Source organism: Arthrobacter rhizosphaerae, from assembly GCF_023062595.1.
Lineage (GTDB): Bacteria > Actinomycetota > Actinomycetes > Actinomycetales > Micrococcaceae > Arthrobacter > Arthrobacter rhizosphaerae.
On the sequence record NZ_JALLAN010000014.1, the window covers coordinates 78,005 to 104,513 of the forward strand.

Consider the following 26,509-nt stretch of genomic DNA (forward strand, 5'->3'; position numbering starts at 1 on the left):
CTGACCGGCCTCGCTCCAACATTCCGGCCCATGAGCAGGTCAGATTGATCAGTGACAGCATCGGGCCGCGAGTAACGGACAAGGACTAGGGACTGCCCCCGGTTTTGTTGACTCCTTGACCTAGCGAGCTTGTGCTCGTGGAAGGATGTTGACCATGGCCAATGGCTGTGAGGGGGGTACCCGGGAGTTTCCACTACCGAATAGAACTTCGATCTGCAGCTAACTGCGCTTAAGGCAACCTGTACTGCCAGGGTCTTTGCCGATAACGGCGTCAGCGGGTCCACCATCGAACGCCAACTCTCCAAGGCCATAGAAAGGTTAGAGCCCGGTGACGTACTGACCGTCTGGAAGCTCGACCGCTTGGGACGCAACACCAGGCATGTCCTCGTGGAGAACATCAGGGGTCAAGGAGCGGGTTTCCGCTCACTCACGGAGACCTGCAGCCGCTGCGACGGGCTGGCTCTTGCGGGCCGCCAACTCCAGCGTGCGCTTCACAGACCAGTACAGGAGAACCACCAAGAGCACGTTCCGCGCCGTGAGGACCAGGGCAATAAGCGGGTGGCCGTGGATCAGCGGTGTGTAGAACAAGGGATAGATCACGAAGGTAAGCGCTGCTATGGACATCAGCAGTGCGCCCGGCACCTTCCAGCGGTTCCAGTCATGAGTGAGGCCCGCGACCACCACCGGAGCCAACCAGATGATGAACTGCGGGGAGCCCACCTTGTTGAAGACGATGAAGGCCGCCGTCATCATGAGCGCGCCTTCGAGGAACAGCTCTTCGCGCTCCGCTCCCCTGCGCAAGGCCCACATCAGCAGCACGGCACCGGCTGCCACGGCGATCAGGAACAGAGGCTGCATCAGAACGGCTGCGATGGAAACCCCGGGGCCATAAACTTCCGAGGAGTTGATGGCCACGTTGTCCGCGATTCTTGCGTCGCCTATGTTCAGGACGCTCAACCATAGCCAGGGAGTGGAGAACGTGGCCTCGAGCTGCATCCCTCGCTCGCCTTGATTGGTGAGGAAGTCGAACAGGTGGCTGATACCGCCGGCCCAATATGTACCCACCACTACGGCTGCACTCACGGCGATGCCGGCGGCGATGATTTTCACCCGGTCCCTGCTGGCAATCAGGATCGGGAGCAGGACAGCGGCCGGAGAGACTTTGATCCACGTGGCAACACTGAGCAGCACGGCAGCAACCGCCGGCCTGCGGGCCGCGAAGAGCAAAGCAATCAGGACGATGGGCGCCGTGATTCCCTCAACACGGGCGAAGCTGAGGTAACCCATGAAGACGGTAAAGCCCAGCCACCACCAGGCGGGAGCAATTCCTTGAGGCCGTCTACCGCCTCGGATCAGGTAAGCCAGGGCCACTGCGTTGAGGGCCGTGATCATCAGGGTCCACACCAGCAGGTAGTGGTCCGGCCCGGCGATGTTTGAGAAGTAAATGGGCAGCTGCGCCAGTGCCGGGTACACCCACGGACTGATGGACGCCTCACCGTTTCCCGGGTTGGCTCCGTTCACGGCCCATTCCCGGTACTGCAGGGTATCGCTGAACATCTCACCCTTGAGGATGAAGGACATCATCCAGCCCAGGAAGTAGAGATGAACAACCGCGAAGCCCCACCAGACGGAAGAGGGCCTGCTCAGCCACTTCACCGCAGCAGGTGTCAGGACCCTGCCACGAAGGCGCGTCAGTCCCTGGCCAACCCTTTGCAGCATGTCAGCGGGCCTCGGCTTCATCGGCAACGTCACCCTCAGGCGCATGCTTGCTCAGACGGTAGAGACGCCGCACGGACCAGCAGAAGAGAACCACCAAAAGCACGTTCCGGATGGTCAGAACCAACGCCATCAGGGGGTTGTTGTGGCTCAAGGCGTCGTAGAAAAGCGGGTAGATAAAGTACGTGGTCACAGCGATGGCGATCAGGATGGCCGCCGGCACCCGCCACTGCTTCCAATGGCTTGCCAGTCCCACTGCAACAGCAGGAGCGAGCCAGACCATGAACTGCGGCGATCCCACCTTGTTGAAAACCACAAAGGCAGTGGTCATGGTGAGCGTTCCTACCAGCAGCAGCTCAGTGCGGTCCGACAAGCCCACGCGGTTGCCGGCGTGCAGTGCCCGGAAGATCAGCACTCCCACCAGTACGGCAGCCAAGGCAAGCAAGGGCTGCATCAGGAATGACATGACCTCGGTCCCGGGACCATCAACCTGCATGGAGTTGATCTCGGTGTTCATGTACATCCGCGAGCTGCCCGTGTTCAGTACGCTCAACCACAGCCATGGAGTGGTGAAGGTTGCCTCCAGCTGCATGCCCCGATCCCCCTGTGCGGTCAGGAAATTCAGGAGTTTCGGAGCCACGCCAAGCACCAGTGCCGCTCCGACGGCGACAGCAGTCACCAGCATCCCGGCCGCCAGCACGTGCAGCCGGCGCTTGGCGACGGTGAGCAGCGTCAGGACAACGGCAGCAGGCCACACCTTGATCCAAGTGGCGATACTGAGGAGCAGCGAGGCTGCGAAGGGGCGGGAGACTCCGAAAAGAAGCGCGCTCAGTACCAACGGGGCGGTCAAGCCATCCACCCGGGCGAACCCCAGGAAGCCCATGAGGAAGATGAAGCCGAGCCACCACCAGGCGGCGGGGAGGGCAGCGGTGTTCTTGCCCCACTTTGTCAGGTGGCCAACCGCCAGCGCGTTGAGGGCGATGATCATCAGCACCCAGATGAGCAGGAACGGTCCGGGTCCGGCCATTCCGGCGATGGCGATGGGGAGCAGGGCCAGAATCGGGTACACCCACGGGCTGGGCAGCCCCACCAGGTTTTCTTCGCGGAACCCTCCGGCGGCCCAGTCGCGGTAGATGTTGGTGTCGCTGAAGGCCTGGCCCTGGAGGACGAAGGTCAGCATGTAGACCAGGAAAAAAAGGTGGACAACAATATAGCCCCACAGCAGTCCCGAGGGCGTGTTCAGGCGCCGCTCCAGCTTTTCCGGGATCAGGGCTTTTCTGCAGCGCGTCAGGGCAGTGAAGAACCTTTCGGTCCTGGCAGAACCGTGCGGACCGTTTGCGGGCTGCGTATTCGGGGCGGTCACCGGCCCTCGATTAGTTTCCGGCACCGAGATTTCCTTTGAGTCGTTCCCGCATGAGGGTACTGGCGTCGTTGAGGCCGATGATCTTCACGTCCTTGCCGTGCTTGTGGTACTTGTCGGTGATGGCGTCCAGGGTGGCGATGGTCGAGGCATCCCAGAGGTGGGAGGCGTGCATATCGATAATCACGTGTTCCGGATCCAAGGCGTATTCGAACTGGGTGTAGAGGTCATTGGAGGAAGCGAAGAAGAGTTCGCCGTCCACGACGTAGCTCGCTGTCTCCTGCCCGTTGATGCTGGCGACTGTTCGTTCCACGGTGACGAAGTGGGCCACCCGGCGGGCAAAAAGAACCATGGCCACGAGGACTCCGACGCCGACGCCGATGGCCAGGTTGTGGGTGGCGACGACGACGATGACGGTGGCGACCATGACCAGGGTTTCGCTCCTGGGCATCATCTTCAGCGTCCGGGGTTGGACGCTGTGCCAGTCGAAGGTAGCCCAGGAAACAAAGATCATCACGGCTACGAGTGCGGCCATCGGGATCACGGCTACGACGTCACCGAGGGCGACCACCAGTATGAGCAGGAAGACGCCGGCCAGGAATGTCGAGATCCTGGTCCGCGCGCCGGAGGCCTTGACGTTGATCATGGTCTGGCCGATCATCGCGCAGCCGCCCATGCCCCCAAAGAAGCCGGTAACGATGTTGGCCACGCCCTGCCCCCACGCCTCGCGGCTCTTGTTTGAGCGGGTGTCGGTGACGTCGTCGACGAGCTTGGCCGTCATGAGCGATTCCAGCAGTCCGACAAAAGCCATCGCGAGCGCGAAGGGAAAAATGACCTGCAGGGTCTCGAGGCTGAAGGGCACGTTCGGGACCAGCAGCGACGGCAGGGATTCCGGCAACGCACCCTTGTCCCCGACGGTTGGCACCTCCACTGAAGCCACTACCGCAATGAGCGTCAGGACCACAATGGCAACAAGCGGGGCCGGCACCGCCCTGGTCAGTTTCGGCAGCCCGAAGACAATGACGAGGCCAAGGGCAACGAGCGGGTAGACCAGCCACGGGACGCCCAGCAGATCCGGGACCTGGGACATGAAGATCAGGATGGCCAAGGAGTTGACGAACCCCACCATCACGGAGCGGGGGATGAAGCGCATCAGTTTTGCCACCCCGGACAGCCCCAGGACAATCTGGAAGATGCCTGCAAGGATGACGGCTGCAATCAGGTAATCGACGCCGTGGGACTTGACCAGGGGCGCGATCACCAGGGCCACTGCACCAGTGGCTGCAGAGATCATTGCGGGGCGACCGCCTACCAAGGCAATGGTGACCGCCATGGTGAAGGATGCGAACAGGCCCAGCCTGGGATCAACGCCTGCAATGATGGAAAATGCGATCGCTTCCGGAATCAGGGCCAGGGCCACCACCAACCCGCCCAAAACTTCCGTTTTGAGCCTGCGTGCTGAGCGCAGGGTCCCCCGGACGGACTGAAGCTGTTCGGGAGTGGGGGCTGCAACGTTCGGGACTTTGGGAGCCGGGACTGTGGGGTCCGTCCTAACCATGACTGGCTCCATCCGTGGTCTTGAAGAAGCGCTGGAGCGCCTTCGTGGTTGTTGAAGAATCGAGCGGTGCGGCACAGCACCGGGGCACGGGAAGAGGGGCAGTATGCCTTCCGGAATCCACCCATGCCTTATAAAGGCTAACCCAGCGCCCGGGGAGGGCTACAATCCAGCCGCCGTCATAAGGACCGATAATTTCTTCTCCGAATGGTTTCGCCTGCGTGGAAGCCTCTATAGGGTGCAAGAACAATCCAAGCGGAAGGGACCTCTTCATGTCATTTCAGGCCTACCTGGACACCATCGAAGAAAAGACCGGGCTGACGCCTCGCGAGCTAGTCGGGTTAGCTCACGAGCGCGGCTTCGATGACCCCAAGACGAAAGCCGGAAAAATCATCGACTGGCTCAAAGAGGATTACGGTCTGGGCCGCGGACATGCCATGGCACTGGTTCACGTCATCAAGAACGGACCGATCATCAGCGAAAAACACGTCGGGGCTGATGGCGTCCACCGTGACGAGTCGACGGAACTGTGGCTGGACGGCAAGAACAACCGCCCCAAGTAGGCCGGTTCGGCCGTCGCGAGGTGGCCCGTAAACTTGACTGATGCAAACTTCCCTGTGGCTCGCTCTCGCGGGCACCGGAGTCCTCATCAGCCTTACGCCCGGGGCGGGCGCGATCAACACGATGAGCAACTCGCTGAACTCCGGATTCCGTCGCTCCATCTGGGGAATCCTGGGCCAGCAGACTGCCCTGATAATCCACATCCTGCTCGCTGCGCTGGGCGTGGGCGTGCTGGTATCCGGATCACCGCTGCTGTTCAACGTCATCCGCTACGCGGGCGCCGCTTATCTCGTGTACTTGGGGATCCGGCAGTTTATGCACAAGCCCAACCTGGAACAGTCCGTCGTCGAATCCCTCCGGAACGAACCCGCTACCTCCATGTTCCGGCGCGGCTTGTGGGTCAACATACTCAACCCCAAGGCGATCGTATTCTTCCTCGCTTTTATGCCGCAGTTCATCCGTCCTGAGCAATCCCTGCTTCCGCAGTACCTGGTCCTCACAGCAACGGTTGTGCTCATCGACGTCCTGGTGATGTGGTTCTTCTTCGCAGCGGCCGCCGCCTGGTTCCAGCGGTTCACTCAGAACGCCCGCGGACAGACCATCCTGAACCGCGTTTTTGGTGTGCTGTTCGTCGCAGTTGGTGTGATGCTGGCACTCATCCACTAAACGATGAACGCAGCGCGGCCTTGCGGATCTTTCCGCTCGCCGTCCTCGGCAGATCGTCCACGAAGATCACTGACTTCGGGATCTTGTAGCGGGCCAGCCTGCCTTCAAGGTGCTCTCTGAGCTCGTCCTCACTGAGATGCGCGTCCTCGCGCAGCACTACCACCGCCCTGGGCACCTCGCCCCACTTGTGATCCGGGATACCGATAACCGCCACACTCGAAACTGCAACAAGCTCGAGGATGGCCTGTTCCACCTCCGCCGGGTAGATGTTCTCCCCGCCGGAAATGATCATGTCCTTGAGCCTGTCGGAGATGAACAGGAACCCGTCCTCGTCCTTGTAGCCCATGTCGCCGGACCTGAACCAGCCGCCGTCGGCAATACAGTCGGTAGCTGCCTCCGGCCTGTTCCAGTACCCAGGGATGACGTTGGGCCCTTTAATCTGGACCTCCCCCACCTCACCTGCAGGGACCACGCCTCCCATGAGGTCAGCGATCCTGATGTCGGTGAAGAAATGCGGCAGACCTGAAGAACCGGCCTTCTCCCGGGAACGCTCGGCCGGAAGAGTGGTAGCTCCTGGCGCTGTTTCGGTCATGCCGTAACCGTTGGAAAACCGCAAGCCGCGCGCTTCGTAAGCCTCCAGCACCCGCATGGGCACTGCAGACCCGCCGCAGGTGAGCTTGTTCAGCGAGCTGATGTCCGCCGTCGGCCAGTTCTGGTGCTCGCAGAGCAGTTGGTAAGTGGTGGGAACGCCGCTGATGGTGGTGGCGCGGTGCCGCTCGATGAGTTCCAGGGTCCGCCGTGGATCGAACTTGGACTCCAGCACTACGGTGCCGCCCTTCAGGATGGTCGGCAGGACGCCCATGTCCAAGGCGGCTACGTGAAACATCGGCGAGATCATGAGCGCGACGTCAGCCGAGGAGAAATCAAAATCCACGATCACGTTGAAGCAGTTCCAGGTGATGTTTCCGTGCGTGAGCACAGCGCCCTTGGGCTGACCGGTGGTGCCCGAGGTGTACAGGATCATGGCCGCGTCGTCCAGCCCCACAGGTTCGTCCACGGGATCGGTGGCAGAGGAGGCGAGAACCTCCTCAAAATCCTCAAGCGAAACGGCGCCGGCTGCGTCACTGGTTGCGCTGTATGAGTCCGTCCGGCTGTCGCCGTCTGCCAAATCGTCGACGACGACGAACCTCCCAACGCCGCTCCCGGCAGCTCCGCGGGTGGCCAGCTCGCTGAGGCTCCGCGAGTGGATCAAGACGGTGACTCCGCAGTCCTGCAGCTGGTAGTGGATTTCCGGTGGCGCCAGCCGGGTGTTGAGCGGCACGAAGACCGCCCCCAGAGTGCCGCAGGCAAAGAGTGTTTCAAGGAACGCCGGGTGGTTCTCGCCCAGGTAGGCTACCCGGTCACCCTTGGCCACCCCCCGGTCTTTGAGCGCGTGGGCGAGGCGGAGGGTGCGGTCCGCAAGCTGTTCGTAGCTGACTTGCCGGTCTCCGGCCACCAGCGCAGTCTTACTGCCCGACTTCGGGCGGCGACGCTGCAGCCAGGAGCCGATGCCAAAATTTTCCATCGTGAATCCTCTCTTATCCCAAGCTAGTCCTGCTGCGGTTCCCCGGGCAGTCTCTACTTGTAGAAGCGGGCCAGGAATTCTGCCACGACAGCGGGGCGCTCCTGGCCTTCGATCTGGATGGTGTTGGCCACCTTGATCTGGGCGCCGCCCTTCACCTCGGTGACTTCGGCGATGGTGGCCTGCATGCGGATGCGTGAGCCGACCTTCACCGGTGAAGTGAAGCGGACCTTGTCGAGCCCGTAGTTCACTTTCGTGGCTACACCTTCGACGTCGAAGAGCTCGCCCCAGAACGGGATGATGAGCGAGAGCGTGAGGAAGCCGTGGGCGATCGGCGCACCGAACGGCCCGTCCTTGGCCCGTTCCGGGTCCACGTGGATCCACTGGTCGTCGCCCGTCGCGTCCGCGAACCTGTTGATCTGTTCCTGGGTGATTTCCCGGTATTCAGTGACGCCGAGATCGGTGCCGGCGAGAGTGAGCAGTTTGTCGAAATCGACGACGAGATTGGGCATTGTTGCCTCCAGCAGTAGCGGTTTTGTAGTGGGTAAGTACGACGGCGGTGGGGAAGTTTGGAGTTCTGCGCACGTGATCTGAATAAGCCGGGTCAGCGTGCGAAGGCGCTTTCGCCGGTGAGGGCGCGCCCAACGATAAGCGAGTTGATCTCGTGGGTTCCCTCGTAGGAGTAGACCGCCTCGGCGTCGGCGTGGAACCGGGCGACGTCGTGTTCGAGCGTGATGCCGTTCCCGCCCACAACTTCACGCGCCAATGCCACTGTTTCGCGCATCAGCAAGCTTGTCTGCATCTTCGCCAAGGCGGAATCCGGGTCACGGTAGATCCCGTGGGCCTGTTGCCCCGTCAACCGGACCACCAGCGAGAGGGACGAGGTGAGGTTTCCCAGCATGCGCGCCAGCTTTTCCTGGACCAGTTGGAAGGACCCCAGCGGCCGGCCGAACTGCTCGCGCTCCTTGACATAACGCAGCGCAGCTTCAAAAGCCCCTGCCTGGATGCCGGTGGCGATCCACGCGACATCCGAACGCATCGCCCGGAGCATGGCGGCGACATCGCGGAAGGAATTGACGTTCTGAAGGCGTCTGGACTCCGGAACGCGTACGCCCTCGAGGGTTATGTGTGCGTTCTGCATCATCCTCAACGACGTCTTGCCGTGGATCTTTTCAAGCGTCACCCCGGGGGCATCCCGGTCCACGAGGAAAGCCTTCACCTGGCCGTCCGCGACGTCCCGAGCGAACACGGCCAGGACGTCGGCAGTGGCCGCGCCGCCGATCCAGCGCTTGGCGCCGTCCAGAACCCAGCTGTCTCCGCGGGCACCCGATTCACGCCGTGCCGTCGTCGACAGTCCGCCGGCAATGTCGGAGCCGGAACCTGGCTCGGTGAGCGAGAAGGCACCCTTAAGCGTGAAGTCAACGACCCGTGGCATCCATTCGACCTGTTGCCCGGCGGAGGCGCCCATCCGGATAGCGGTCCGGAACAGCCCGGCCTGCGCAGTGTAAAAGGTGGCCAGTGAGGCGTCGGTCCGGGCAAGCTCGAAGATCCGGAAACCATGGAAAATTCCCCGGGCGGGGCCGTCGGCGGTAAGTTCGGCGGGCTCCATGAGGTCCAGGTCGATGAGGGGCCGGGCCAGTTGCTCGGGAAACTCGCCGCGCTCCCAATAATCCGCAAGCAGCGGGCTTGCCGTTTCATCGAGGAAGGACCGAAGCCTGCCGAGTACCCGGCGCTCGGCTTCAGTGAGGAGGGACTCGGCGTCGTAGTAGTCGCACACCCCGTACAGCCGCTCCTGAACTGGAGAGTCAGCCGTCACCGTCATCTCAGCGAGTGTCATCTCAATGGCCCAGCCCGAGGAGCCGGACGGCGTTCTCCTTGAGGATCTTCGGCCGCACCTCGTCCTTGAGCGGCAGGTCGGCGAAGGCGCCGAGCCACTTCTGCGGCGTGATGAGGGGGAAGTCCGTGCCGAACAGCACCTTGTCCTGCAGCATCGAATTGGCGGCCTTCACCAGGGATTCCGGAAAATACTTCGGGGACCAGCCGGAAAGGTCAATGAACACGTTGGCCTTGTGCGTGGCGATCGAGTTGGCCTCGTCCTGCCACGGCACCGACGGGTGGGCCATGATGATCTGCAGCTCGGGGAAGTCAGCAGCGACGGCGTCGAGCAGCAGCGGGTTGGAGTAGGCCAGCTTGATGCCGTAGCCACCGGGGAGTCCGGCGCCCATGCCGTTCTGCCCTGTATGGAAAATGGCAGGAAGCCCCAGTTCCTGGAGCGTTTCCCATAGCGGGTAAAACTGTTCACTGGACGGATCGAAGCCCTGCAGGCTGGGGTGGAACTTGAAACCGCGGGCGCCCAGGTCCACCGCCTGGTGCTTGGCACCTTGAATCGCTTCCGTGCCGGTGCGCGGGTCCACGCTGCCGAAGGGAATCAGGACGTCATTGTTCCGGGCGGCACCGGCGATGAGCTCCGGAATGCTGTTGGGCTCATGCTTGAGCTGGGTCCTGGCATCCACGGTGAACACGACGGCGGCCATGTTCAGCTCGCGGTACACATCGGCAATCCGGTCTACCGACGGCGTCCGGTCCTCGGCTTTGAAGTATTTTGCTGAGGCTTCAGTCAGCGCTGCGGGGAGCGAACCGTGCCCGTGCCCGTCCACTTCGAGGTGTACGTGCATGTCGATCGCAGCGAGCTTCGAGGCATCAACGCCCAGCTCGTAGGGCTGAATAGCGGAGGACGCGGACATGTCAGCGCGCCTGTGCCGGTACTGGTTCCTGGCGGGCAGGCTGAAGCTCCTCCGGCAGTGGGAGGAATTCCTCGCCCACACTCTGCAGCTTTCCTCCGAACAGCGGGGTGAAGTTTTCCACGAGCTCCTGGTAGCTCCAGCCGCCGTCACAGTAGTGGGTGACAGCCGCTTCCGGGTGCGTCCACAGCTGTAGGCGGTCACCGCCGGCACCGATCACCTGGCCGGTGATGCCGGAAGCCGCGTCCGAGGCGAGGAAGGCAATCAGCCCGGAGACGTCGTCGGCCGTTCCAAAACCGAGCTCCTGCCGGAAGAAGTCCGGCATCGCTTCGCCCCGCTCGTCGGCCTCAACAGCCTTCTGGAAATACGGAATGGTCTTGGTCATGGCGGTAGCGGCCACGGGGACTACGGTGTTGACGGTAACCCCTGCCTTCTTCATTTCAAGTGCCCAGGTGCGGACCATCCCCACGATTCCGGCTTTGGCTGCCGCATAGTTGGTCTGGCCGAAGTTGCCGCGCTGGCCGGTGGGTGAGCCGATGGTGATAATGCGGCCTGCCACCCCGTTTTCCTTGAAGTAGGCGAATGCTTCGCGGGCACAGGTGAAGGTGCCTCGCAGGTGGACATTGATCACAAGATCAAAGTCCTCGTCGGTCATCTTCAGCAGGCTCTTGTCCCGCAGGATGCCGGCGTTGGTCACCAGGATGTCCAGGCGGCCGAATTCGGTAACTGCAGTATTCACGAGCAGTTTTGCGGCTTCCGTGCTGCCTACGGGAGCGACAGCTGTTACTGCCCTGCCGCCGTCGGACTGGATCAATGCCACAGCCTCTTCCGCAGCGGCGGCGTCAACATCGTTGACGACGACGGCAGCACCCTGGCGCGCAAGCTCCCTCGCATAGGCCAGCCCAAGGCCCCTGGCGCCCCCGGTGACGATTGCTACTTTGCCTGACAGGCTCATGGCTGCTCCTTTGCTGCTGGCATTGTGATGCCGCGGACCTATGCACCCGGCCATCCGGCACGTGATGCTTGCTATATCCATGAAAATATACATTGTTGAAAAAGTCAACGATTAAGACATGCCGCGCGCAGTGACATCGGTTCTGGATGTTCTTGATTCCGTCGTGCAGAATGCCGTATGAGCATCTTTCCGGAGTCCGCGACCGTGCTGGTGTACGGCGCCTATGGCCATACAGCCCGATTCGTCATCGATGAGCTCGTCCGCAGGGGTTCCCGGCCGGTGCTAGCAGGGCGAAGCCCGGAGCGGCTCCAGTCAGTGCGTGGAGATTATCCCGATCTCAGCATCAGGACTGCAGGGGTTGCCGATGCCCAGGATTTGCTCGCAGCAGTGGACCTGGTCATTAATTGCGCCGGTCCCTTCGCGGATACTGCTGTCCCCTTGGCTGCCGCCGCGGTGCGGGCGGGCGTTCATTATCTGGACCTGAGCGCCGAGCAGCAACCTGTACTGGACTTGGCCGCGGAATTCCAAGATGGTCCATTCGCCAGCACGGTTATGCCGGCCGCTGGCTTTTTCGGTGCTCTCGGCGATCTGCTTGCCACTGCGGCGGCAGGTGATTGGGCTGAGATGGACCAGATAGAGGAGATCTCAGTGTTCACCGCCCTTGACCACTGGCATCCCACATCAGGGACGCGTCGCACAGGGGAACGCAACACCGGGCCGCGGTTCAAGGTGGCCGGGGGCAAGCTTGTCCCGATTGCCCCAGCTCATTCGCAGGCCGGCCGACCGTTCAGCTGGACCTTCCCCGCCCCGTTCGGCACCTGCGAACTGGGCGAACTCGGGCTCGCGGAAACCATCTGCATTTCCCGGCACCTGCCCGCAACACGCATCAGCAGTTATCTGAACCTGAGCGCACTTTCCGAGTTGCGGGACCCTCATACGCCGCCACCGATCGCCACCGATACCGCCGGACGGTCCGCCCAGCGTTTTACCATGGAAGCGGTTGCGGTGCGCGACGGCGTCCGCCGGACAGCCCGCGTCCAGGGCCAGGATATCTACGCCAGCTCGGCACCAATTGTGGTGGAGGCCGCTGCAAGGATCCTTGCCGGCGAAGCACCATCCGGCGTGGTCTCCCCTGCGTCTGCCTTCCCCGCTGAAGAGTTCCTCGCGGCGCTCCCGTTTGAAGAGTTCTCACTCAACACCAAGTCGGACCAACACTCTCCTTCCGTCTAGAGGGGAGGCCCACTGCTGGCCGTGGTGTGACTCCCTGCCTATGGGGCCATGGGCGGATCGAAGAAAAAGAGATCCCCGACCTGACAGTCCAGCACTTCACAAATTGCTGCCAGAGTGGAGAACCTTATTGCTTTCGCCCTGTCGTTCTTCAGGACAGACAGGTTGACGATGCTCACTCCCACCCGCTTACTCAACTCGGTCAGGGTCATCCCGCGGGCCTCCAGCAGCTCATCGAGCCGGCAGTGGATGGCTGTCGCGTCTTCTGCCGGCATCAGATGAGCCCTTCGGTATCTTTCTGCAGCCTGCGGCCGATCTGGAAGACTGCAGCCAGGAGGATGAGGACAATGCCAGCCATCGTCGGCCCCGTATCGAAGTGGGCCGTGAAAATGGGGACGGCTTCGTCGGCAGTGCGCTGGTTTGCCCCGATCAGCTCTGCCAGGCGGTTGCGGGCAGCGGAGTCGAGGAGCTGCCCGATGGTTCCGGCCAGGGTGAGTACAAAACCGCAGGAACCCAGGATCCATACAGAGCCCGCGGTAAACAGGTTGCCGCTGTGGAGCCTGAGCCCGAGCAGAAAAATCAGGGCTAAGACTGCCAGGATGCCCATCTGGTTCAGCGCCCCCGCCCAGGCCAAAAGTGCGGCTTCGTATGAGGGCACTGCAGGGATTACTGCTTCAACGGAGGTGAAGTGTGCCTGCGCTCCGAGCCGCAGCCCCGTGGGAGTTTGGTGCGTAGTGGCCAGCGGAAGCGTCAGAGTCACCGGCCCGGCGAAAAGGCGGACGATCTCGGATACGGCCAGAACGGTGGTGACCACGGCTGCGGCTGCAGAGGCTAAAACGATCAGAACCGCCTCCGCCCTGGATACGACTTTCTTGTCATCTGACCCTCGGCGGCCGGTGCCCAATATCTGTTTCATGATTCCCCCAAAATTGACTATCGATATTCGATAACAACGAATATCGATAAACTATTTCCCTCCGTGTCCAAAGTCAAGGGCAACCCCGCGCCGATCTGCCGTTCCCCCATGGGGCCAACCGGTTGGCTACGAGGAAGGCACGCCCGCGCTCAAAGTGGTGAAGGCGCGGGCCTGATCCAAAAGCACCGGGATTGCCATCGCCAGTCCGGCGGCTGTTCCGGACCCGGGCTGATTTCCATGAGAGATGATGATGTCCCCAGGCTTGGCCTTGGCTGTTACCTGCGCGACCAGTTCCTTCGGGTACGTCGCCCCGCCGTCGGCGTTGATACTGAATCCGGCAGGGATGGTGCCCAGCGCATGGCAAATTTCGGCCGCAACCTCGTCCAGGTAGGCGGTTCCGGGGCGGAAGAAACGCGGGCGTTCACCGGTAATTTCCGTCAAGAGCTTGTCGTTGGTCATGATCTCGTCATAGACCTGCAGGCTACTTTGCGTTCCGGGTATCCCGTACGCGGAGTGCCCGGCCACACTCAGCGGCAAATGCTGGCTGCCATGGTTGGCTAATTCAAAGAAGGGTACCGCGGCCAGGTCCCCTGCCAGGGAACGATTGGCGTGGATCCACCGCGCGTTCATGAACAGCGTCGCGGGGACCTGCAGCCGCTGCAACATGTCCAAGGCAGCGTAGTCCACTCTGTTTCCTAGAGGACCACCGCAAAAGTCCAGGGTCAACGCAATTCCTGCCGCAGGCTCCGTCAGGACCCGCAGGACCTTAGGTGCCTCGAGGCCCCAATAGGACGGTACATGGCCGGCGAATCTGGCTGCGATCTGCTCATGCGAGGGTGTTGTTACCGCCGGCGCGGGAGTCACTGGAGGCGTGGCAGGTGGAGTCAGCTGAGGCGTCACTGGAGGCGTCACTGTGGCGGAAGCGGGAGAAGCGGGAGCACTGGTTGGCGCTTCAGGGGTGGGCTGGGCCGCGGTCTGCCGGCCGGAAAGCAATGGGCCCGGACCCGCGTCTGGCCTGCACCCGGAGACCAGCAAGGCGGCCGCTGCCGACAAAAGTAGCGCACGACGCCCTGGATTGCCGATCACCGGCGGTCCTTATGCAACATATCCCCCAAGATTGAACCGCACTCATCATGCCATGACTTGGCTTGGATCCACGCCATCCAAGACCCGCCAGTGCCGTTGACGAAGCGACATCCCCGGATCATGCTTAGCTGCATGTCCCCGTCGTCGAACCCATACCGGATCATCGCGGTCTGCACCGGCAACATCTGCCGTTCCCCCATGGCCGAACGAATGCTCGCAGACGCGTTTGCAGCAGCCGGTCTCGGCGACGTCGTTGTGGTGGATTCCGCCGGCACCACGGCCTATGAAGCAGGCCGTCCCGTTGATCCCCGCGCTGCACGGATTCTTACAGCCCGCTCGATAGACTCAAGCGGACATCGCGCAAGGAAATGGCAACCGGAATGGTTCGCTGAGCGTCACCTCATCCTTGCCTTGGACGTGGACCACTACGGCTGGCTCCTGGAAGAGGCACCCGACGAGGAATCCCGCGCCCGCATCCGGATGCTGCGCTCCTTCGATCCGGTGGTGGCCGACGGCGACAACCTGGACCACGGCATCGACGATCCCTGGTACGGAGGGCAGTCCGATTTCGAAGAGACCTGGCGACTCATAGAGGCCTCTGTTCCCGGAATTGTTGAGCATGTCAGGGCACAGCTCAGGCTGCAGAAGTAACAGGACCCTCCGGAGCAGCAGGTACGCTCTATTCCATGAGCCCCGCACCTGTGATCATCGCCATCGACGGGCGGTCCGGAGCAGGCAAAACAACCATCGCTATCGAACTGGCTGCGCGTTTGCGCGCCCACCACAAGGTCTCCCTCTTCCACCTTGAGGATATCTATCCAGGCTGGAACGGGCTCGCGGCAGGAGTGGAACGCTACATCACCACCGTGCTGGCTCCCCTGCGGAGCGGGCAGGCCGCCGAATGGGTGACGTGGGATTGGGAAAAGCATTACGACGGCGACGTCAGGGTCACGCTTCCCGCTGAAATCGTGATCGTCGAAGGTGTGGGAGCGGCCTCGGACGCCGCCCGGCCCCTGTTGGACGCTGTGGTCTGGGCGGAAGCCCCCGACGACGAGCGCCGCGCACGCGCCTTGTCCCGCGATGGAAGCACTTATGAGCCTTACTGGGATCTCTGGGCCGCGCAGGAGGTGGAGTGGCTGGCCGCGGATGCGGTGCGGGAGAACATTGACGTGCGGGTGCTCAACCGGGCGGACGGCAACGCTCCCGGGGATGTTCTGCGCGCCCTTCAGTTCCTGCCCTCATGCTCCGGCGTACTCTCGCCCGAGCTCTCCGCCCGCCGCGGCCTGAAGCTTCGGGCCGAACGAATTGCGGCAGAGCCCGACGCCGCTGCCCTCTATGAAACGCTGTATGGAGCTTCGGCCAATGCCGTATGGCTGGATTCTTCGGACGGTCCGGAGCTCGCGAGGGATGCAGGTTCTTCCGCCGACGTTCCGGGCGTCTCGCCTGCGGCCGGCGTCTCCCAGGCAGCGGACGTTTCCCCGGCAGCGGAGCGCAGGCGGTTCAGTATTCTGGCCGACGACGGCGGCAGCCACGGCCAGTTGGCCACGCACCACAACGGGATCACCACCGTGCGCACAGGCTGCGCTACGGTGAGGATCGAAGGCCCCTTCTTCCGCTGGCTGGACGCGGCCTGGGCAAGCAGCATGGCCCCCTCGCCCGAGGGCTACGGTGGTGAATTCACTCTCGGCTGGCTGGGCTATCTGGGCTACGAGCTGAAGCGCGAGACCGGCGGAAGTGACGTCACATCCCCCACCCCGGATTCCGCCCTGCTCTTCGCGGGGCGTGCTGTGGTCCTGGACCATCGGGAGGGTTCCGTCTGGCTGTTCGCCCTTGAAGCGTCCGACGCCGCCGGCTGGATAACCAAAGCCGCCCAAGCCGTGGCAGCTGCCTCGGACACCGCGACGGGCACCGCTGCAGGTGACGATGCCGACACAGGTGGCAACGCCGTCGGACATTCCGCAGAACCGCGTGCAGGTGCCCCGGAATTCACAGCCCGGGACACTGAGCTGGACTACAAACACAAGATCGGGGTGGCCCAGCACGAGATTGCGGAAGGCAACTCCTACGAAATCTGCCTGACCACAGCGCTCCACGCCCAGGGCACCGGAGTGGAACCGTGGCAAAGTTACATGCAGCTCCGGCACAGGAATCCTGCCCCTTTCGGGAGCCTCCTGCGTTTCGGCAGCCTCGCGGTGGCCAGCACCTCACCGGAGCGCTTCCTCAGGATCACTTCAGCCGGCAGTATGCGGGCCGAACCCATCAAGGGCACAAGAGGCCGCTCCGTGAATCCCGAGCAGGACGCGGCTCTTCGCTCTGACTTGGAATCCTCGCCGAAGGACCGCGCCGAGAACATCATGATTGTGGACCTGTTGCGGAACGACCTCAGCCATTTTGCCGAGCCCGGCAGCGTTACCGTGAGCCGCTTGTGCGTGGTGGAAAGCTACGCCACGGTCCACCAACTCGTGAGCACCATTGACGCACAACTCCTGCCAGGAGCCTCGCGGGCCGAGGCTGTTGCTGCGTGCTTCCCGGCCGGTTCCATGACTGGCGCCCCGAAAATCAGCACCATGGCCATCCTGGACCGGCTGGAAGAAGCGCCCCGCGGCGTGTACTCGGGTGCCATCGGCTACTTTTCCCTCAATGGCGCCACGGATCTCGCAGTCGCTATCCGGACGCTGGTGGTCACATCCGACGGCGACGGCCGCACTGGGCTGAGCCTCGGCGTCGGCGGTGCCATCACGGCCGATTCCTCGCCGCAGGAGGAGTACGAGGAGATCCGGACCAAGGCCTACGGGGTGCTGTCGGCGCTCGGCGCCGAGTTCCCCGACTGAGCCCTGTGCGCGAGCGGGGCGGCACCTCACCAAGACCGGCCGCCACCCGCTTGACCGGCCCGGGGCGGGGCCGGTTGTGCGGGCAGGGGCCGGTCTTGCCGCTACTGCAGGGTCGCCGTCAGCCGCGCCACATTGTCCACATACTTGACCAGCATGGGCCGCTGCATCCAGTCGTCGAGGATGAGTTCGTGCGAGATGTCCCGGTAGGTGTCCTCCACGGCCCGCATCCGGGTGACAATGTCCTTTCCCAGGAGCATCACGGACACCTCCAGGTTCAGCGAAAATGACCGCATGTCCATGTTGCTGGAACCGAGGACGGCCACTTCGTCGTCGATGGTGAAGTGCTTGGCGTGCAGCACAAACGGCGCTTTGTACAGGTAGATGCGCACGCCGGCTTCCAGCAGCGCCTGGTAGTAGGACCTTTGGGCGTGGTGCACCAGGAGCTGGTCGCCTTTTTCGGAAACGAAGAGTTCGACGGCGACCCCCCGCTGCGCCGCCGTTGTCACCGCGTAGAGCAGGGAGTCGTCGGGGACGAAATACGGGCTGCAGATGGAGATCCGGTGCTGGGCGGAATAGATGAGGGTGTTGAAGAGCCGCAGGTTGTTTTCGGTGCTGAATCCGGGGCCGCTGGGGACCACCTGGGCGGTAATGGTGCCGGGCGACAGTTCGGGCGGGTGCGCCAGCTGATCCTCCAGGGAATCGTCTGTCTCACTCAGCCAATCGGTGGCGAACACCACGTTCAGGGTGGTGACAATCGGGCCGCGCAGGCACGTCATCAGCTCTACCCATTCACGGCCGACTTTGCGGTGCCGGGGATTGTTGTAGGAAGGCTCGATCAGGTTCTGGGAGCCCGTGAAAGCCACTTCGCCGTCGATCACCATGATTTTGCGGTGGTTGCGAAGATCCGGCCGGCGCCACTGTCCATGGACGGGACGCAGCGGCAGCATGGGGCGCCACTGGATCTTGCTGTTGTTGAGCCTTCTGATGAGCTTCCGGTAGCCCTTGATACGCAACGTGCCGAGGTGGTCGAACAGTACACGGACCTCAACACCGCGCTCAGCTGCTTCCACCATGGCCTCGAAGAGGTCTTCGGTGACGTGGTCTGCGCTCATGATGTAGAACTCGGCATTGACGAAGACCTTGGCTTTGCGCACGGCTGCAGCCATTGCCTTGATCGAATCCGGATACCCGGGCAGCAGCTCCACACTGTTGCCGTCCACCATGGGCAGCGAGCCAAGTCTGCGGTTGAGCTCCGCGGCGGAACCCACCCACTCCGGACCGGAGTACCTGCTCGCGAGGGTGGCAAGTTGCGATGTGCCTGCCTGAATCCGCTTGTTCACGGCTTCCTGCTGTGCCCTGCGCCGGCGGGAAAGCCTGAAGTTGCCGAACAGCAGGAAGAGCACCAGTCCCAGCACCGGAACAAAGAAGATGCCCAGCAGCCAGGCCATCGCGGTGGTGGGGCGCCGGTTTCCGGGAATGATTCCAACGGCCAAGACACGGATCACCAAGTCGAGAAGGCTCAGGAACAATATGAGCCAAGGTGGCAGCGTGCCAGCCAACGGAAACGGCCAGAGCAAAATGAACCCCCATAGTTCACAGCCCGCCGGACCTGTTCCGGAGCGGGCAATGCCCACAGCCTATCCCGCAGCAGCCCGCACTAAGCTGGAGGCATGACTGCTGCTACTCCCGCCACGGTGCTGGTGTTCCTTGATCCCGAGTTCCCCAACGGCCGGATTGCCGACGCCTCACAGCCGCAAATAATGGCCACGGACCAGGGAGCCACCCGCGGGGACGGAGTCTTCGAATCCCTCCTGGCTGTAGCGGGACATCCACGGAAGCTGCAGGCGCACCTGGACCGGTTGGAGGGTTCAGCCCGGCTCTTGGACCTTCACATCCCCGCCCAAGAGGCATGGCGGCTGGCCATCACCACCGCGTTGGCGGAGTACCGCACGGCGCATCCTGCCGTGGACCCGGCCGAAGACGAAGCCGTACTGAAGCTCCTGGTGACCCGCGGCGTCGAAGGCTCATCCGGCCCCACCTGCTGGGTACAGGCTTCACCGGTGCCTCCCACCGGCCGACGTCAGCGTGAAACGGGTGTTGACGTCATCCTGCTGGATCGTGGCTATGACAGTGAAGCTGGCGAGCGCGCCCCATGGCTGCTCCTCGGAGCCAAGACACTGTCCTATGCGGTCAACATGGCGGCCCTGCGGTACGCCCACAAGCAGGGCGCTGACGACGTCATCTTTACGTCCGCCGACGGCCGGGTCCTGGAGGGTCCCACCTCAACGGTGCTGCTCGCCCATGTTCAAACGGTCGACGGCGGCGGCATCAGTCGCACGGTCAAGCGGCTTATCACCCCCCAACTGGACAGCGGGATCCTGCCCGGGACTTCCCAGGGCGCTCTTTTCACTGCCGCCAAGGCCGCGGGCTGGGAGCTCGGCTATGGCCCGCTGGAACCACAGGACCTGCTGGATGCCGACGCCGTCTGGCTCATTTCCAGCATCCGCCTCCTGGCGCCGGTGAACCATATTGACGGGAAGGAAATCGGAACCCCTGCACTCCGCAAACAGCTCACGGTTGAACTCAGCGAGCTTTTCGCGGGGACCGAATAGGTTTCACCAGGGCCGGGTCCGATGTCAGAAGGGTCCTCGTGGCGGCTCGTCCTGCTCCGTGGACTCCTCGGAAACCTGTTCTTGTTGAGCCTCCGGAAGGGACTCGGGGCGCACTTCCACCAGCGCCTGCGGTCCGGTCCGTATTTCCGGAATCGGGCCCGGCCGATCCGGAAAAAAATCGATGACCCGGGCCAGCTCATCGTGCAGTGAGCGGCGACGGGAAATGCCTGGCGGGAGGGCATCACGTTCGGCCTGCCGTGCGGCTTCGAGCGCCCTCTGCCCTGCTTCGGTGATGGCCACGTCTATGCTGCGCCGATCCACCGGGCTGCGGGAGCGCGTCACCAGACCGCCGGCTTCAAGCCGAGCCAGCACTTTGCCCAGGCTTTGGCTCTGGACCTTGATTTGGGCTGCCAGCCTTTCCTGATTCAGGGGACCACCCTCGATGCACTGGAGTGCTATGACTGCCGCGTGGGTAAGCCCTAATGCTGCCAAAGCCCGGTCCTGTCGTCGTTCAACGAGCCGTGCAGCCATGGACAGCAACTGATGCGTGCTCCAGGTGTTGGCGTCCTGATTCCGAATCATCCGTCCAGCCCTCCTCCTGGTTGCGATCCTTGCCGCCAATGCCCTGGGGTTACCGTCAGGACATAACTTCAGCGCATAACATCCAACGCTCTACCATAAGCATGCTTACTATCCTTATGGCAAGTATGCTTACCAACTCTTTGTGGCCGGCGCCGGGCCAGCCCTTGCCTATAGGCGGAAAATTCTTGCGATTCAAGGTGACACCGGCGGACATGACCACCCGTTACGGAACATGACGACGGCGGCGGTGCAGGCCGCCGTCGTAAGTGTTACTTTTTTGAGGAGTAATGAGAACCGGTGCCAAGCCCTGACTTGCCGGTCGGCAACCCTCCCTTTCGCGGCGGGGTGCCTCAGGTGAATACTCGGCATTCGACCACATCGAGCTGCAAGCGTGAGAGAAGGAGACCTCGTGTCAGACGCACCTGCCCAAACCATTCCGGCCCCCAGCGCCGAAGCGGCCGCTTCGGAAGAGAAACTGGCCTACCGCCTGATTACCGGACCGGATGACCGGAGTTTCTGCGAGCGGATCTCGACTGCGCTGGGCGAAGGCTACGTGCTGCACGGAAGCCCGGCAGCCACCTACAACGGCATCAACGTCATCGTGGCGCAGGCACTCGTGCTCCCCACGGCCATTGCCAGTGCCGACGCCGCAGTTGCCACCGCTGTTGACCGGCTTGAGGCCGATGACACCGCTGACGACGCCGAAGGCGCATTTGAGGGGCACGCATGAGCTACGCAGGAGATCTGACGCCTACGGATGCCTGGGCCAAACTCGAAGCCGGCGCCATCCTGGTGGACGTCCGGACTGAGGGCGAATGGGCCCACATCGGCATTCCGGAGACCAAAGCGACGGAGAACGATCCTCTGTTCATTTCCTGGTCCTTCCCCGGCGGAAAACCGAACCCGGAGTTCATCGACCAACTCAGGCAGCAAGCGCCTGAGGATGCCGACGTCGAGCTCGTCTTCCTGTGCCGCTCGGGCCAGCGCTCCATCTCCGCAGCCATCGCCGCAACTCAAGCCGGCTACACCTCGTACAACGTCCTGGAGGGGTTTGAAGGCGAGCCCGACCGTTACGGCGAGCGCACCGTCAACGGCTGGAAGAACCGCGGCCTTCCCACCAACCTTGGAAAGAACTAAGTGACCTTCAACCCTGACGCCGCCGGCTGGAGCCCTGACACCCAGGCTGTTCGCGGCGGACTCGACCGTACCAACTTCCAGGAGACAGCTGAGCCGGTTTTCCTGAACTCCGGTTTCGTCTATGAATCCGCGGCCGCTGCCGAGCGCGCGTTCACCGGCGAAGACGAACGATTCGTCTACTCCCGCTATGGGAACCCGTCCGTGGCCACCTTCCAGGAACGCCTGCGGCTTTTGGAAGGCACCGAGGCGTGCTTTGCGACGGCGTCCGGCATGTCCGCTGTTTTCACGGCACTCGGTGCGCTGCTGGCTGCCGGCGACAGGGTGGTGGCTGCCCGCTCTCTGTTCGGTTCCTGCTTTGTGATCCTCAACGAGATCCTCCCCCGCTGGGGCGTCGAGACGGTCTTCGTCGACGGCCCGGACCTGGAGCAGTGGAGCGAGGCGTTGTCCGTTCCTACCACCGCCGTCTTCTTTGAATCACCGTCCAATCCCATGCAGGAGATCGTGGACATCGCGGCTGTCAGCGAACTGGCGCACGCCGCCGGCGCAACCGTCGTCGTCGACAACGTTTTTGCCACTCCCCTGCTGCAGCGCTGCGGAGACCTCGGTGCCGACGTCATTGTTTACTCCGGCACCAAGCACATTGACGGCCAGGGCAGAGTACTGGGCGGCGCAATTATGGGGACCAAGGAATTCATCGACGGCCCCGTGAAGCAGCTCATGCGGCACACCGGCCCTTCGCTGTCCTCCTTCAACGCGTGGGTGCTGACCAAGGGCCTCGAAACGATGGCGTTACGGGTCAACCATTCCTCCGCCTCAGCCCTTCGCCTCGCCGAATGGCTTGAGCAGCAGCCGGGTGTCAGCTGGGTCAAGTACCCGCTCCTGAAGTCCCACCCGCAGTACGAGCTCGCGGCCAAGCAGATGAAGGCCGGCGGAACAGTACTGACCCTGGAGCTGAACCCTTCGGCCGGGCGCACCGCCAAAGACGCCGCCTTTGCCCTCCTGGACGCCCTGGGGATCATCGACATCTCCAACAACCTTGGCGATTCCAAATCCCTCATCACCCACCCCGCCACCACAACCCACCGCGCGATGGGACCGGAAGGCAGGGCAGCGATCGGGCTGACTGACGGCGTGGTTCGGCTGTCCGTGGGCCTGGAGGACGTGGATGACCTCATTGGTGACCTGGAGCAGGCACTCAAGCAGGTCTGACGTCATATATATTGTGGCGGTACCGACCGCCGCTTGTGTTGGTTTGTTTCCCAGCATCAGAACCCGCCGCCTCCCGGCGCGGGTGCTGCAGTTCCTGACCGTCAGCAGGAAAGGCATTCGGTGTTCAGCGATACTCAGATCGTTCGACAAAAGGAGAACCAATGCAGACCGGACAGAACATTGCAGCCGAAGAGCAACGCACATCGGCCCCAGCCTCACAGGAGCCAGCGGCCAGCGGCGCACCCCTGCCGCCGGCAGCTGCCCGCCCACTCGCGCCGGTAGCTACCCGCCCACTCGCAGTCGTCAGGATCGTACTTGGGTCCGTTTTTCTCTGGGCTTTCTTTGACAAGACTTTTGGACTCGGCTTTGCCACTTCGCCCGGAAAGGCATGGATCGCCGGCGGCTCCCCGACGGCAGGCTATCTGGGAAGCATGAAGGGTTCGTTCTCAGGAATGTTCCAGGCACTGGCCGGCGCGCCCATCGTGGATTGGCTTTTCATGCTCGGGCTCCTGGGAGCAGGAACCGCACTGGTTCTGGGCATAGCCCTCCGCACGGCGGCGGCCGGCGGAACTGTTCTTCTCGGCCTGATGTGGCTGTCCTCCTTGCCGCTCCAGAACAACCCCATCATTGACGAACACGTCGTGTATGCCGCGGTCATCATAGCCTTGGCCGCAGCGCGCGCCGGGGACACTTGGGGGCTGGGCCAACAGTGGTCCGCCCTCATCAAGAACCCGTCACTAGGCTGGCTGCGCTGACAGCTTCGCCCACTGGAAGACTGGCAGAGGCCAGTCGCTAGAATGCCGAGTGAAGTACCACCTGCACGGACGCACGTCGGGCGAAAAGAGCCGGCTTGCCGGATCAGAGGCGCCTTACGCGCTGGAGGACCGGCGGCTGGGCCGCCGTCGGAATTGCCTCAACTCCGTGCATGGTGACCTCCACCGCGTGGGCGACGACGGCGGCCAGCCCGCCGCCGTCGAACGCCGCGTCCACTCCTGCTTCTTCCCGGGCCCGCCGCTGCTGCTCAGCGCCGGTACCGTGCGAGAGGATCCGGGTGACGCCGGCCCTGACCTGTTCCAGCTCCCCCTGCTCCCGCAGGACCGGTTCGAGGTAGTCAACCAGGGCGTTCACGACGTCGGCCGCGGGGGCAGGCGTGAAGGTGCCGAAATGGAGGAGCTCACCGCGGAGACCGCGATTGCTGGCCTGCCAGGACGCCGTCCTCAAGAGGACAGTGGGAACCGGGAGCGGATCAACGTCATCGCGCCATTCCCGGCTTGCCGTTTCCACCAGAGCGCGGACCAGCACAGCGATGAGGGCTGCATCCTCAGCGCGAAGGCAGACGTCCGCCACACGGACCTCCACGGTGGGGTGGTTCCGCGCCAGCCTGGCATCGAAGTAGATCATGCCCTCGTCAAGGAGCACCCCTGTTTCCAGGAGCCTTGCAACCGTGCGCCGGTACACGGGCAGGGTACCGAAAATCGCCGAGGGACCCGACGTCGGCAAACGGTTCCAGGCTTGGGTGCGGTAGCTTTCAAACCCGGTCTCCACTCCGTTCCAGAACGGCGAATTGGCGCTCAGGGCAACGAGGATGGCCAGCTTGTCCCGGATCCTGTCCAGCACGGCCACACCCTCCTCAGGGGACTGGATGAAGGTATGGACGTGGAAACCGCATGTGAGCAGCTCGTGCAAAGTCAGGCCGAAACGCTCTTTAATGGCTGCATACCGGGGGTCTGGTGTGATGTGGGTGGTGGAGGCAAGGGGCGACGTGGCCAGCGCAGCCACACGCGCACCATGCTGTCGTGCAGCCTGGTCGGCCAGGGCCCGGCCGTCCCGGATCTGCTGGAGGAGCTCCGTGTAGTCCCGGCACGGCAGCGTCTGGATTTCGATCTGCTCCAGCTTGAGCTCAGCAGTCAGCCCCCTGTCGCCATCAGATTCCGGGCCGTCGTCGGAAGTGGCGGTCCTGACTGCCAGGAGCGCGTCGGCCAAGGCCAGCGGCTCCCCCGTATCAGGGTTCACTATGAGCAGTTCTTCCTCCACGCCAAAGGTCCGCATAGATCCATTGTGCGCTCAGCGGCCGTCGATATGACTGGAAGCGATCAGTCCTGGAAGTACTCGATCCTGGCGCCGAGGGTGTTGAGGCGTTCTGCGAGGTCTTCGTAGCCGCGCTCGATGACGTAGATATTGCGGAGCTCCGAGACGCCCCGGGCAGCCAGCATCGCGAGCAGGAGGCAAGCAGCCGGACGGAGTGCAGGCGGGCATCCGACTTCAGCAGCGCGCCATTTGGTGGGGCCGTTGACGTAGATCCGGTGGGGATCCAACAACTGAATCTGCGCACCGAGTTTGTTCAGTTCGGTCAGGTAGATGGCACGGTTCTCGTAGACCCAGTCGTGGATCATCGTCTGCCCCTCCGCGTTCGCGGCTATGACGGCAAAGAACGGCAGATTGTCGATGTTCAGGCCAGGGAAAGGCATGGGATGGATTTTGTCCTGGGGAGCATGCAGCTCTGATGGCTTGGTGGTGACATCAACCAGTCGTGTGCGTCCGTTGCGGGCAAAGTACTCACCGGAAACCTCCAGCTCCTGGCCCATCTGCCCGAGCGTGGCCAGCTCGATCTCCATGAACTCGATGGGAACCCGACGGACTGTCACTTCAGAATTGGTAACGATGCCGGCTGTAATGAGGCTCATGGCCTCGATCGGGTCTTCTGACGGGAAATATTCGACGTCGGCGTCTATGGAGGGTTGACCGGTGATCTTCAGGGTGGTGGTACCCACACCCTCAATCTCCACGCCCAGCATCTCGAGGTAGAAGCAGAGATCCTGGACCATGTAGTTGGGGCTGGCGTTACGAATGACGGTGGTGCCACGACGATGTGCTGCCGCCATGATGGCGTTTTCGGTGACGGTGTCGCCGCGTTCGCTGAGCACAAACGAGCGGTCCTCATCATCCGACTGAGGCGCCTGAACGGCGTAAAACCCTGCGCTTGCCTCCACTGACAGGCCGAATTGCCGCAGGGCCTGCATGTGCGGTTCCACTGTGCGCGTGCCCAGATCGCAACCCCCGGCGTAGGGGAGCTGATACTCTGCCGATTCATCCAGCAACGGGCCCAGCAGCATGATGACGCTGCGCGTGCGGCGGGCGGCCTCGACGTCCATTGAGCCCAGATCCAGAACTGCCGGCCTGCGGATCTGCAGATCGGTGTCGTTGAGCCATGTACATTCGACGCCGATGCTGGTGAGGACTTCCACAATCCTGTTGACTTCCTCGATCCTGGCCAGTCTGCGGAGAGTGGTTGTCCCCCTGTTGATAAGGCTGGCACAGAGAAGCGCGACGCCGGCGTTCTTGCTGCTGTTTACGTCCACCGAGCCGGAGAGCGTAAGTCCACCCTCCACCCGGAGATGGGTCATCTGTGGCCGGCCGACCTTCACGATGGCATGACCGAAGATGGTTTCCAGCCGCTGAATCATTTTGAGGCTCAGATTCTGCTTGCCCTGTTCCATCCGGGCTATGGCACTCTGGCTTGTTCCAAGCTCTGCGGCAAGCTGACCCTGGGTCCAGCCCTTCTCCGTCCGAGCATCGCGAAGCATGGCACCGACGGATTCCGCAGTTTCTTGAGTCATAGCAAGAATATACCATTTATGAGTTCTCAAGTCCCTAAAAATGACTGATTCTGCGAGCAATCACACATTCTTACCCGTCTGGTGCGATACTGCTCCAGGCGATCTGGGCTTGACCGGCCTCGCCCCGCACAAGCGTTGCTGGCCCGGGCCGTTCCTGCGGGTCCCGGCCGCCCGTGT

Annotated in this window: 25 protein-coding genes, 1 pseudogene and 1 riboswitch; of the genes and pseudogenes, 11 read left to right on the forward strand and 15 right to left on the reverse strand. The window is 62.8% G+C overall.

The genetic code is table 11. The features are described from left to right. Nucleotides 1-213: 213 nt before the first annotated feature. Nucleotides 214-378: pseudogene (locus tag MU551_RS23655) on the forward strand (recombinase family protein); the annotation flags it as partial. Between the two features lie 45 nt (nt 379-423). Here the strand turns inward: MU551_RS23655 and MU551_RS17615 are convergent. The 3 genes from MU551_RS17615 to MU551_RS17625 all read right to left on the reverse strand — a co-directional run bounded on the left by MU551_RS17615 (nt 424) and on the right by MU551_RS17625 (nt 4,634). Then, nucleotides 424-1,719 (reverse strand): glycosyltransferase 87 family protein, encoded by a 1,296-nt coding sequence (locus MU551_RS17615; protein ID WP_247046627.1) that lies wholly within the window; start codon nt 1,717-1,719, stop codon nt 424-426. 1 nt (nt 1,720) lies between these two features. After that, nucleotides 1,721-2,971, reverse strand: a complete 1,251-nt coding sequence (locus MU551_RS17620; RefSeq protein ID WP_247046869.1) for a glycosyltransferase family 87 protein — start codon at nt 2,969-2,971, stop codon at nt 1,721-1,723. A gap of 118 nt (nt 2,972-3,089) precedes the next feature. Further along, the gene (locus MU551_RS17625; protein WP_247046628.1) at nt 3,090-4,634 is read right to left on the reverse strand and encodes a SulP family inorganic anion transporter; all 1,545 of its coding nucleotides are present in this window, start codon (nt 4,632-4,634) and stop codon (nt 3,090-3,092) included. 269 nt (nt 4,635-4,903) lie between these two features. On the opposite strand from MU551_RS17625, the gene MU551_RS17630 reads away from it, so the two are divergent. Both MU551_RS17630 and MU551_RS17635 read left to right on the forward strand, forming a co-directional pair. Beyond that, nucleotides 4,904-5,194, forward strand: coding sequence for a DUF4287 domain-containing protein (locus MU551_RS17630; RefSeq protein ID WP_247046629.1), 291 nt, complete (start codon nt 4,904-4,906; stop codon nt 5,192-5,194). A gap of 40 nt (nt 5,195-5,234) precedes the next feature. Next, a complete protein-coding gene (locus MU551_RS17635; protein ID WP_247046630.1) occupies nt 5,235-5,858 on the forward strand; it encodes a LysE family transporter in 624 nt (207 codons plus the stop codon). On the opposite strand, the gene menE is transcribed toward MU551_RS17635, so the two are convergent. The 5 genes from menE to MU551_RS17660 all read right to left on the reverse strand — a co-directional run bounded on the left by menE (nt 5,848) and on the right by MU551_RS17660 (nt 11,115). Further along, entirely contained in the window at nt 5,848-7,422 is a 1,575-nt protein-coding gene (menE, locus tag MU551_RS17640; protein ID WP_247046631.1) for an o-succinylbenzoate--CoA ligase, read from the reverse strand. The genes MU551_RS17635 and menE overlap by 11 nt on opposite strands. Before the next feature lie 53 nt (nt 7,423-7,475). Next, complete coding sequence (locus MU551_RS17645; protein WP_247046632.1) at nt 7,476-7,931, reverse strand: MaoC family dehydratase; 456 nt, start codon at nt 7,929-7,931, stop codon at nt 7,476-7,478. A gap of 92 nt (nt 7,932-8,023) precedes the next feature. Next, on the reverse strand, nt 8,024-9,256 hold the full coding sequence (locus tag MU551_RS17650; RefSeq protein WP_247046633.1) for an acyl-CoA dehydrogenase family protein: 1,233 nt from the start codon (nt 9,254-9,256) through the stop codon (nt 8,024-8,026). Nucleotide 9,257: 1 nt separating this feature from the next. Next, complete coding sequence (locus tag MU551_RS17655; RefSeq protein ID WP_247046634.1) at nt 9,258-10,163, reverse strand: amidohydrolase family protein; 906 nt, start codon at nt 10,161-10,163, stop codon at nt 9,258-9,260. Nucleotide 10,164: 1 nt separating this feature from the next. Then, nucleotides 10,165-11,115, reverse strand: coding sequence for an SDR family NAD(P)-dependent oxidoreductase (locus tag MU551_RS17660; RefSeq protein WP_247046635.1), 951 nt, complete (start codon nt 11,113-11,115; stop codon nt 10,165-10,167). Between the two features lie 177 nt (nt 11,116-11,292). Here MU551_RS17660 and MU551_RS17665 point away from each other — a divergent pair, with 177 nt between their 5' ends. Further along, on the forward strand, nt 11,293-12,345 hold the full coding sequence (locus tag MU551_RS17665) for a saccharopine dehydrogenase NADP-binding domain-containing protein (protein WP_247046636.1): 1,053 nt from the start codon (nt 11,293-11,295) through the stop codon (nt 12,343-12,345). Nucleotides 12,346-12,383: 38 nt separating this feature from the next. Here the strand turns inward: MU551_RS17665 and MU551_RS17670 are convergent, their stop codons facing one another. The 3 genes from MU551_RS17670 to MU551_RS17680 all read right to left on the reverse strand — a co-directional run bounded on the left by MU551_RS17670 (nt 12,384) and on the right by MU551_RS17680 (nt 14,344). Beyond that, nucleotides 12,384-12,617 carry a helix-turn-helix domain-containing protein gene (locus tag MU551_RS17670; RefSeq protein WP_247046637.1) on the reverse strand — a complete coding sequence of 78 codons (234 nt, stop codon included), beginning with the start codon at nt 12,615-12,617 and terminating at the stop codon, nt 12,384-12,386. Continuing rightward, a complete protein-coding gene (locus MU551_RS17675) occupies nt 12,617-13,258 on the reverse strand; it encodes a hypothetical protein (protein ID WP_247046638.1) in 642 nt (213 codons plus the stop codon). Before MU551_RS17675 ends, MU551_RS17670 begins: the two co-directional genes overlap by 1 nt. A 126-nt stretch (nt 13,259-13,384) precedes the next feature. Beyond that, on the reverse strand, nt 13,385-14,344 hold the full coding sequence (locus tag MU551_RS17680) for a polysaccharide deacetylase family protein (protein ID WP_247046639.1): 960 nt from the start codon (nt 14,342-14,344) through the stop codon (nt 13,385-13,387). A gap of 132 nt (nt 14,345-14,476) precedes the next feature. Here MU551_RS17680 and MU551_RS17685 point away from each other — a divergent pair, with 132 nt between their 5' ends. Together MU551_RS17685 and MU551_RS17690 are read left to right on the forward strand one after the other, a co-directional pair. Then, nucleotides 14,477-14,995, forward strand: a complete 519-nt coding sequence (locus MU551_RS17685) for a low molecular weight protein-tyrosine-phosphatase (RefSeq protein ID WP_247046640.1) — start codon at nt 14,477-14,479, stop codon at nt 14,993-14,995. A gap of 35 nt (nt 14,996-15,030) precedes the next feature. Continuing rightward, complete coding sequence (locus MU551_RS17690) at nt 15,031-17,175, forward strand: chorismate-binding protein (protein ID WP_247046641.1); 2,145 nt, start codon at nt 15,031-15,033, stop codon at nt 17,173-17,175. A gap of 101 nt (nt 17,176-17,276) precedes the next feature. Here the strand turns inward: MU551_RS17690 and cls are convergent, their stop codons facing one another. Further along, nucleotides 17,277-18,752, reverse strand: coding sequence for a cardiolipin synthase (cls, locus tag MU551_RS17695; RefSeq protein WP_247046642.1), 1,476 nt, complete (start codon nt 18,750-18,752; stop codon nt 17,277-17,279). A 93-nt stretch (nt 18,753-18,845) separates the two neighbouring features. On the opposite strand from cls, the gene MU551_RS17700 reads away from it, so the two are divergent. Beyond that, nucleotides 18,846-19,787, forward strand: coding sequence for an aminodeoxychorismate lyase (locus tag MU551_RS17700; RefSeq protein WP_247046643.1), 942 nt, complete (start codon nt 18,846-18,848; stop codon nt 19,785-19,787). A 24-nt stretch (nt 19,788-19,811) separates the two neighbouring features. Here MU551_RS17700 and MU551_RS17705 read toward each other — a convergent pair whose 3' ends face one another. Beyond that, on the reverse strand, nt 19,812-20,369 hold the full coding sequence (locus MU551_RS17705) for a MarR family winged helix-turn-helix transcriptional regulator (protein ID WP_247046644.1): 558 nt from the start codon (nt 20,367-20,369) through the stop codon (nt 19,812-19,814). A 283-nt stretch (nt 20,370-20,652) separates the two neighbouring features. Then, a riboswitch (SAM riboswitch) is annotated at nt 20,653-20,767 on the forward strand. A gap of 11 nt (nt 20,768-20,778) precedes the next feature. Here MU551_RS17705 and MU551_RS17710 point away from each other — a divergent pair. The 4 genes from MU551_RS17710 to MU551_RS17725 all read left to right on the forward strand — a co-directional run bounded on the left by MU551_RS17710 (nt 20,779) and on the right by MU551_RS17725 (nt 23,470). Beyond that, a complete protein-coding gene (locus tag MU551_RS17710) occupies nt 20,779-21,099 on the forward strand; it encodes a DUF1737 domain-containing protein (protein WP_247046645.1) in 321 nt (106 codons plus the stop codon). Then, nucleotides 21,096-21,506: a rhodanese-like domain-containing protein gene (locus tag MU551_RS17715; protein WP_247046646.1), complete on the forward strand. Its 411-nt coding sequence runs from the start codon at nt 21,096-21,098 to the stop codon at nt 21,504-21,506. Before MU551_RS17710 ends, MU551_RS17715 begins: the two co-directional genes overlap by 4 nt. Next, nucleotides 21,507-22,715, forward strand: coding sequence for an O-succinylhomoserine sulfhydrylase (locus MU551_RS17720; RefSeq protein ID WP_247046647.1), 1,209 nt, complete (start codon nt 21,507-21,509; stop codon nt 22,713-22,715). A 161-nt stretch (nt 22,716-22,876) separates the two neighbouring features. Next, on the forward strand, nt 22,877-23,470 hold the full coding sequence (locus tag MU551_RS17725) for a hypothetical protein (protein WP_247046648.1): 594 nt from the start codon (nt 22,877-22,879) through the stop codon (nt 23,468-23,470). Nucleotides 23,471-23,573: 103 nt separating this feature from the next. On the opposite strand, the gene MU551_RS17730 is transcribed toward MU551_RS17725, so the two are convergent. Both MU551_RS17730 and MU551_RS17735 read right to left on the reverse strand, forming a co-directional pair. Beyond that, complete coding sequence (locus MU551_RS17730; RefSeq protein ID WP_247046649.1) at nt 23,574-24,764, reverse strand: glutamate--cysteine ligase 2; 1,191 nt, start codon at nt 24,762-24,764, stop codon at nt 23,574-23,576. Between the two features lie 44 nt (nt 24,765-24,808). Next, on the reverse strand, nt 24,809-26,332 hold the full coding sequence (locus MU551_RS17735; protein ID WP_247046650.1) for a UDP-N-acetylglucosamine 1-carboxyvinyltransferase: 1,524 nt from the start codon (nt 26,330-26,332) through the stop codon (nt 24,809-24,811). Nucleotides 26,333-26,509 lie beyond the last annotated feature (177 nt).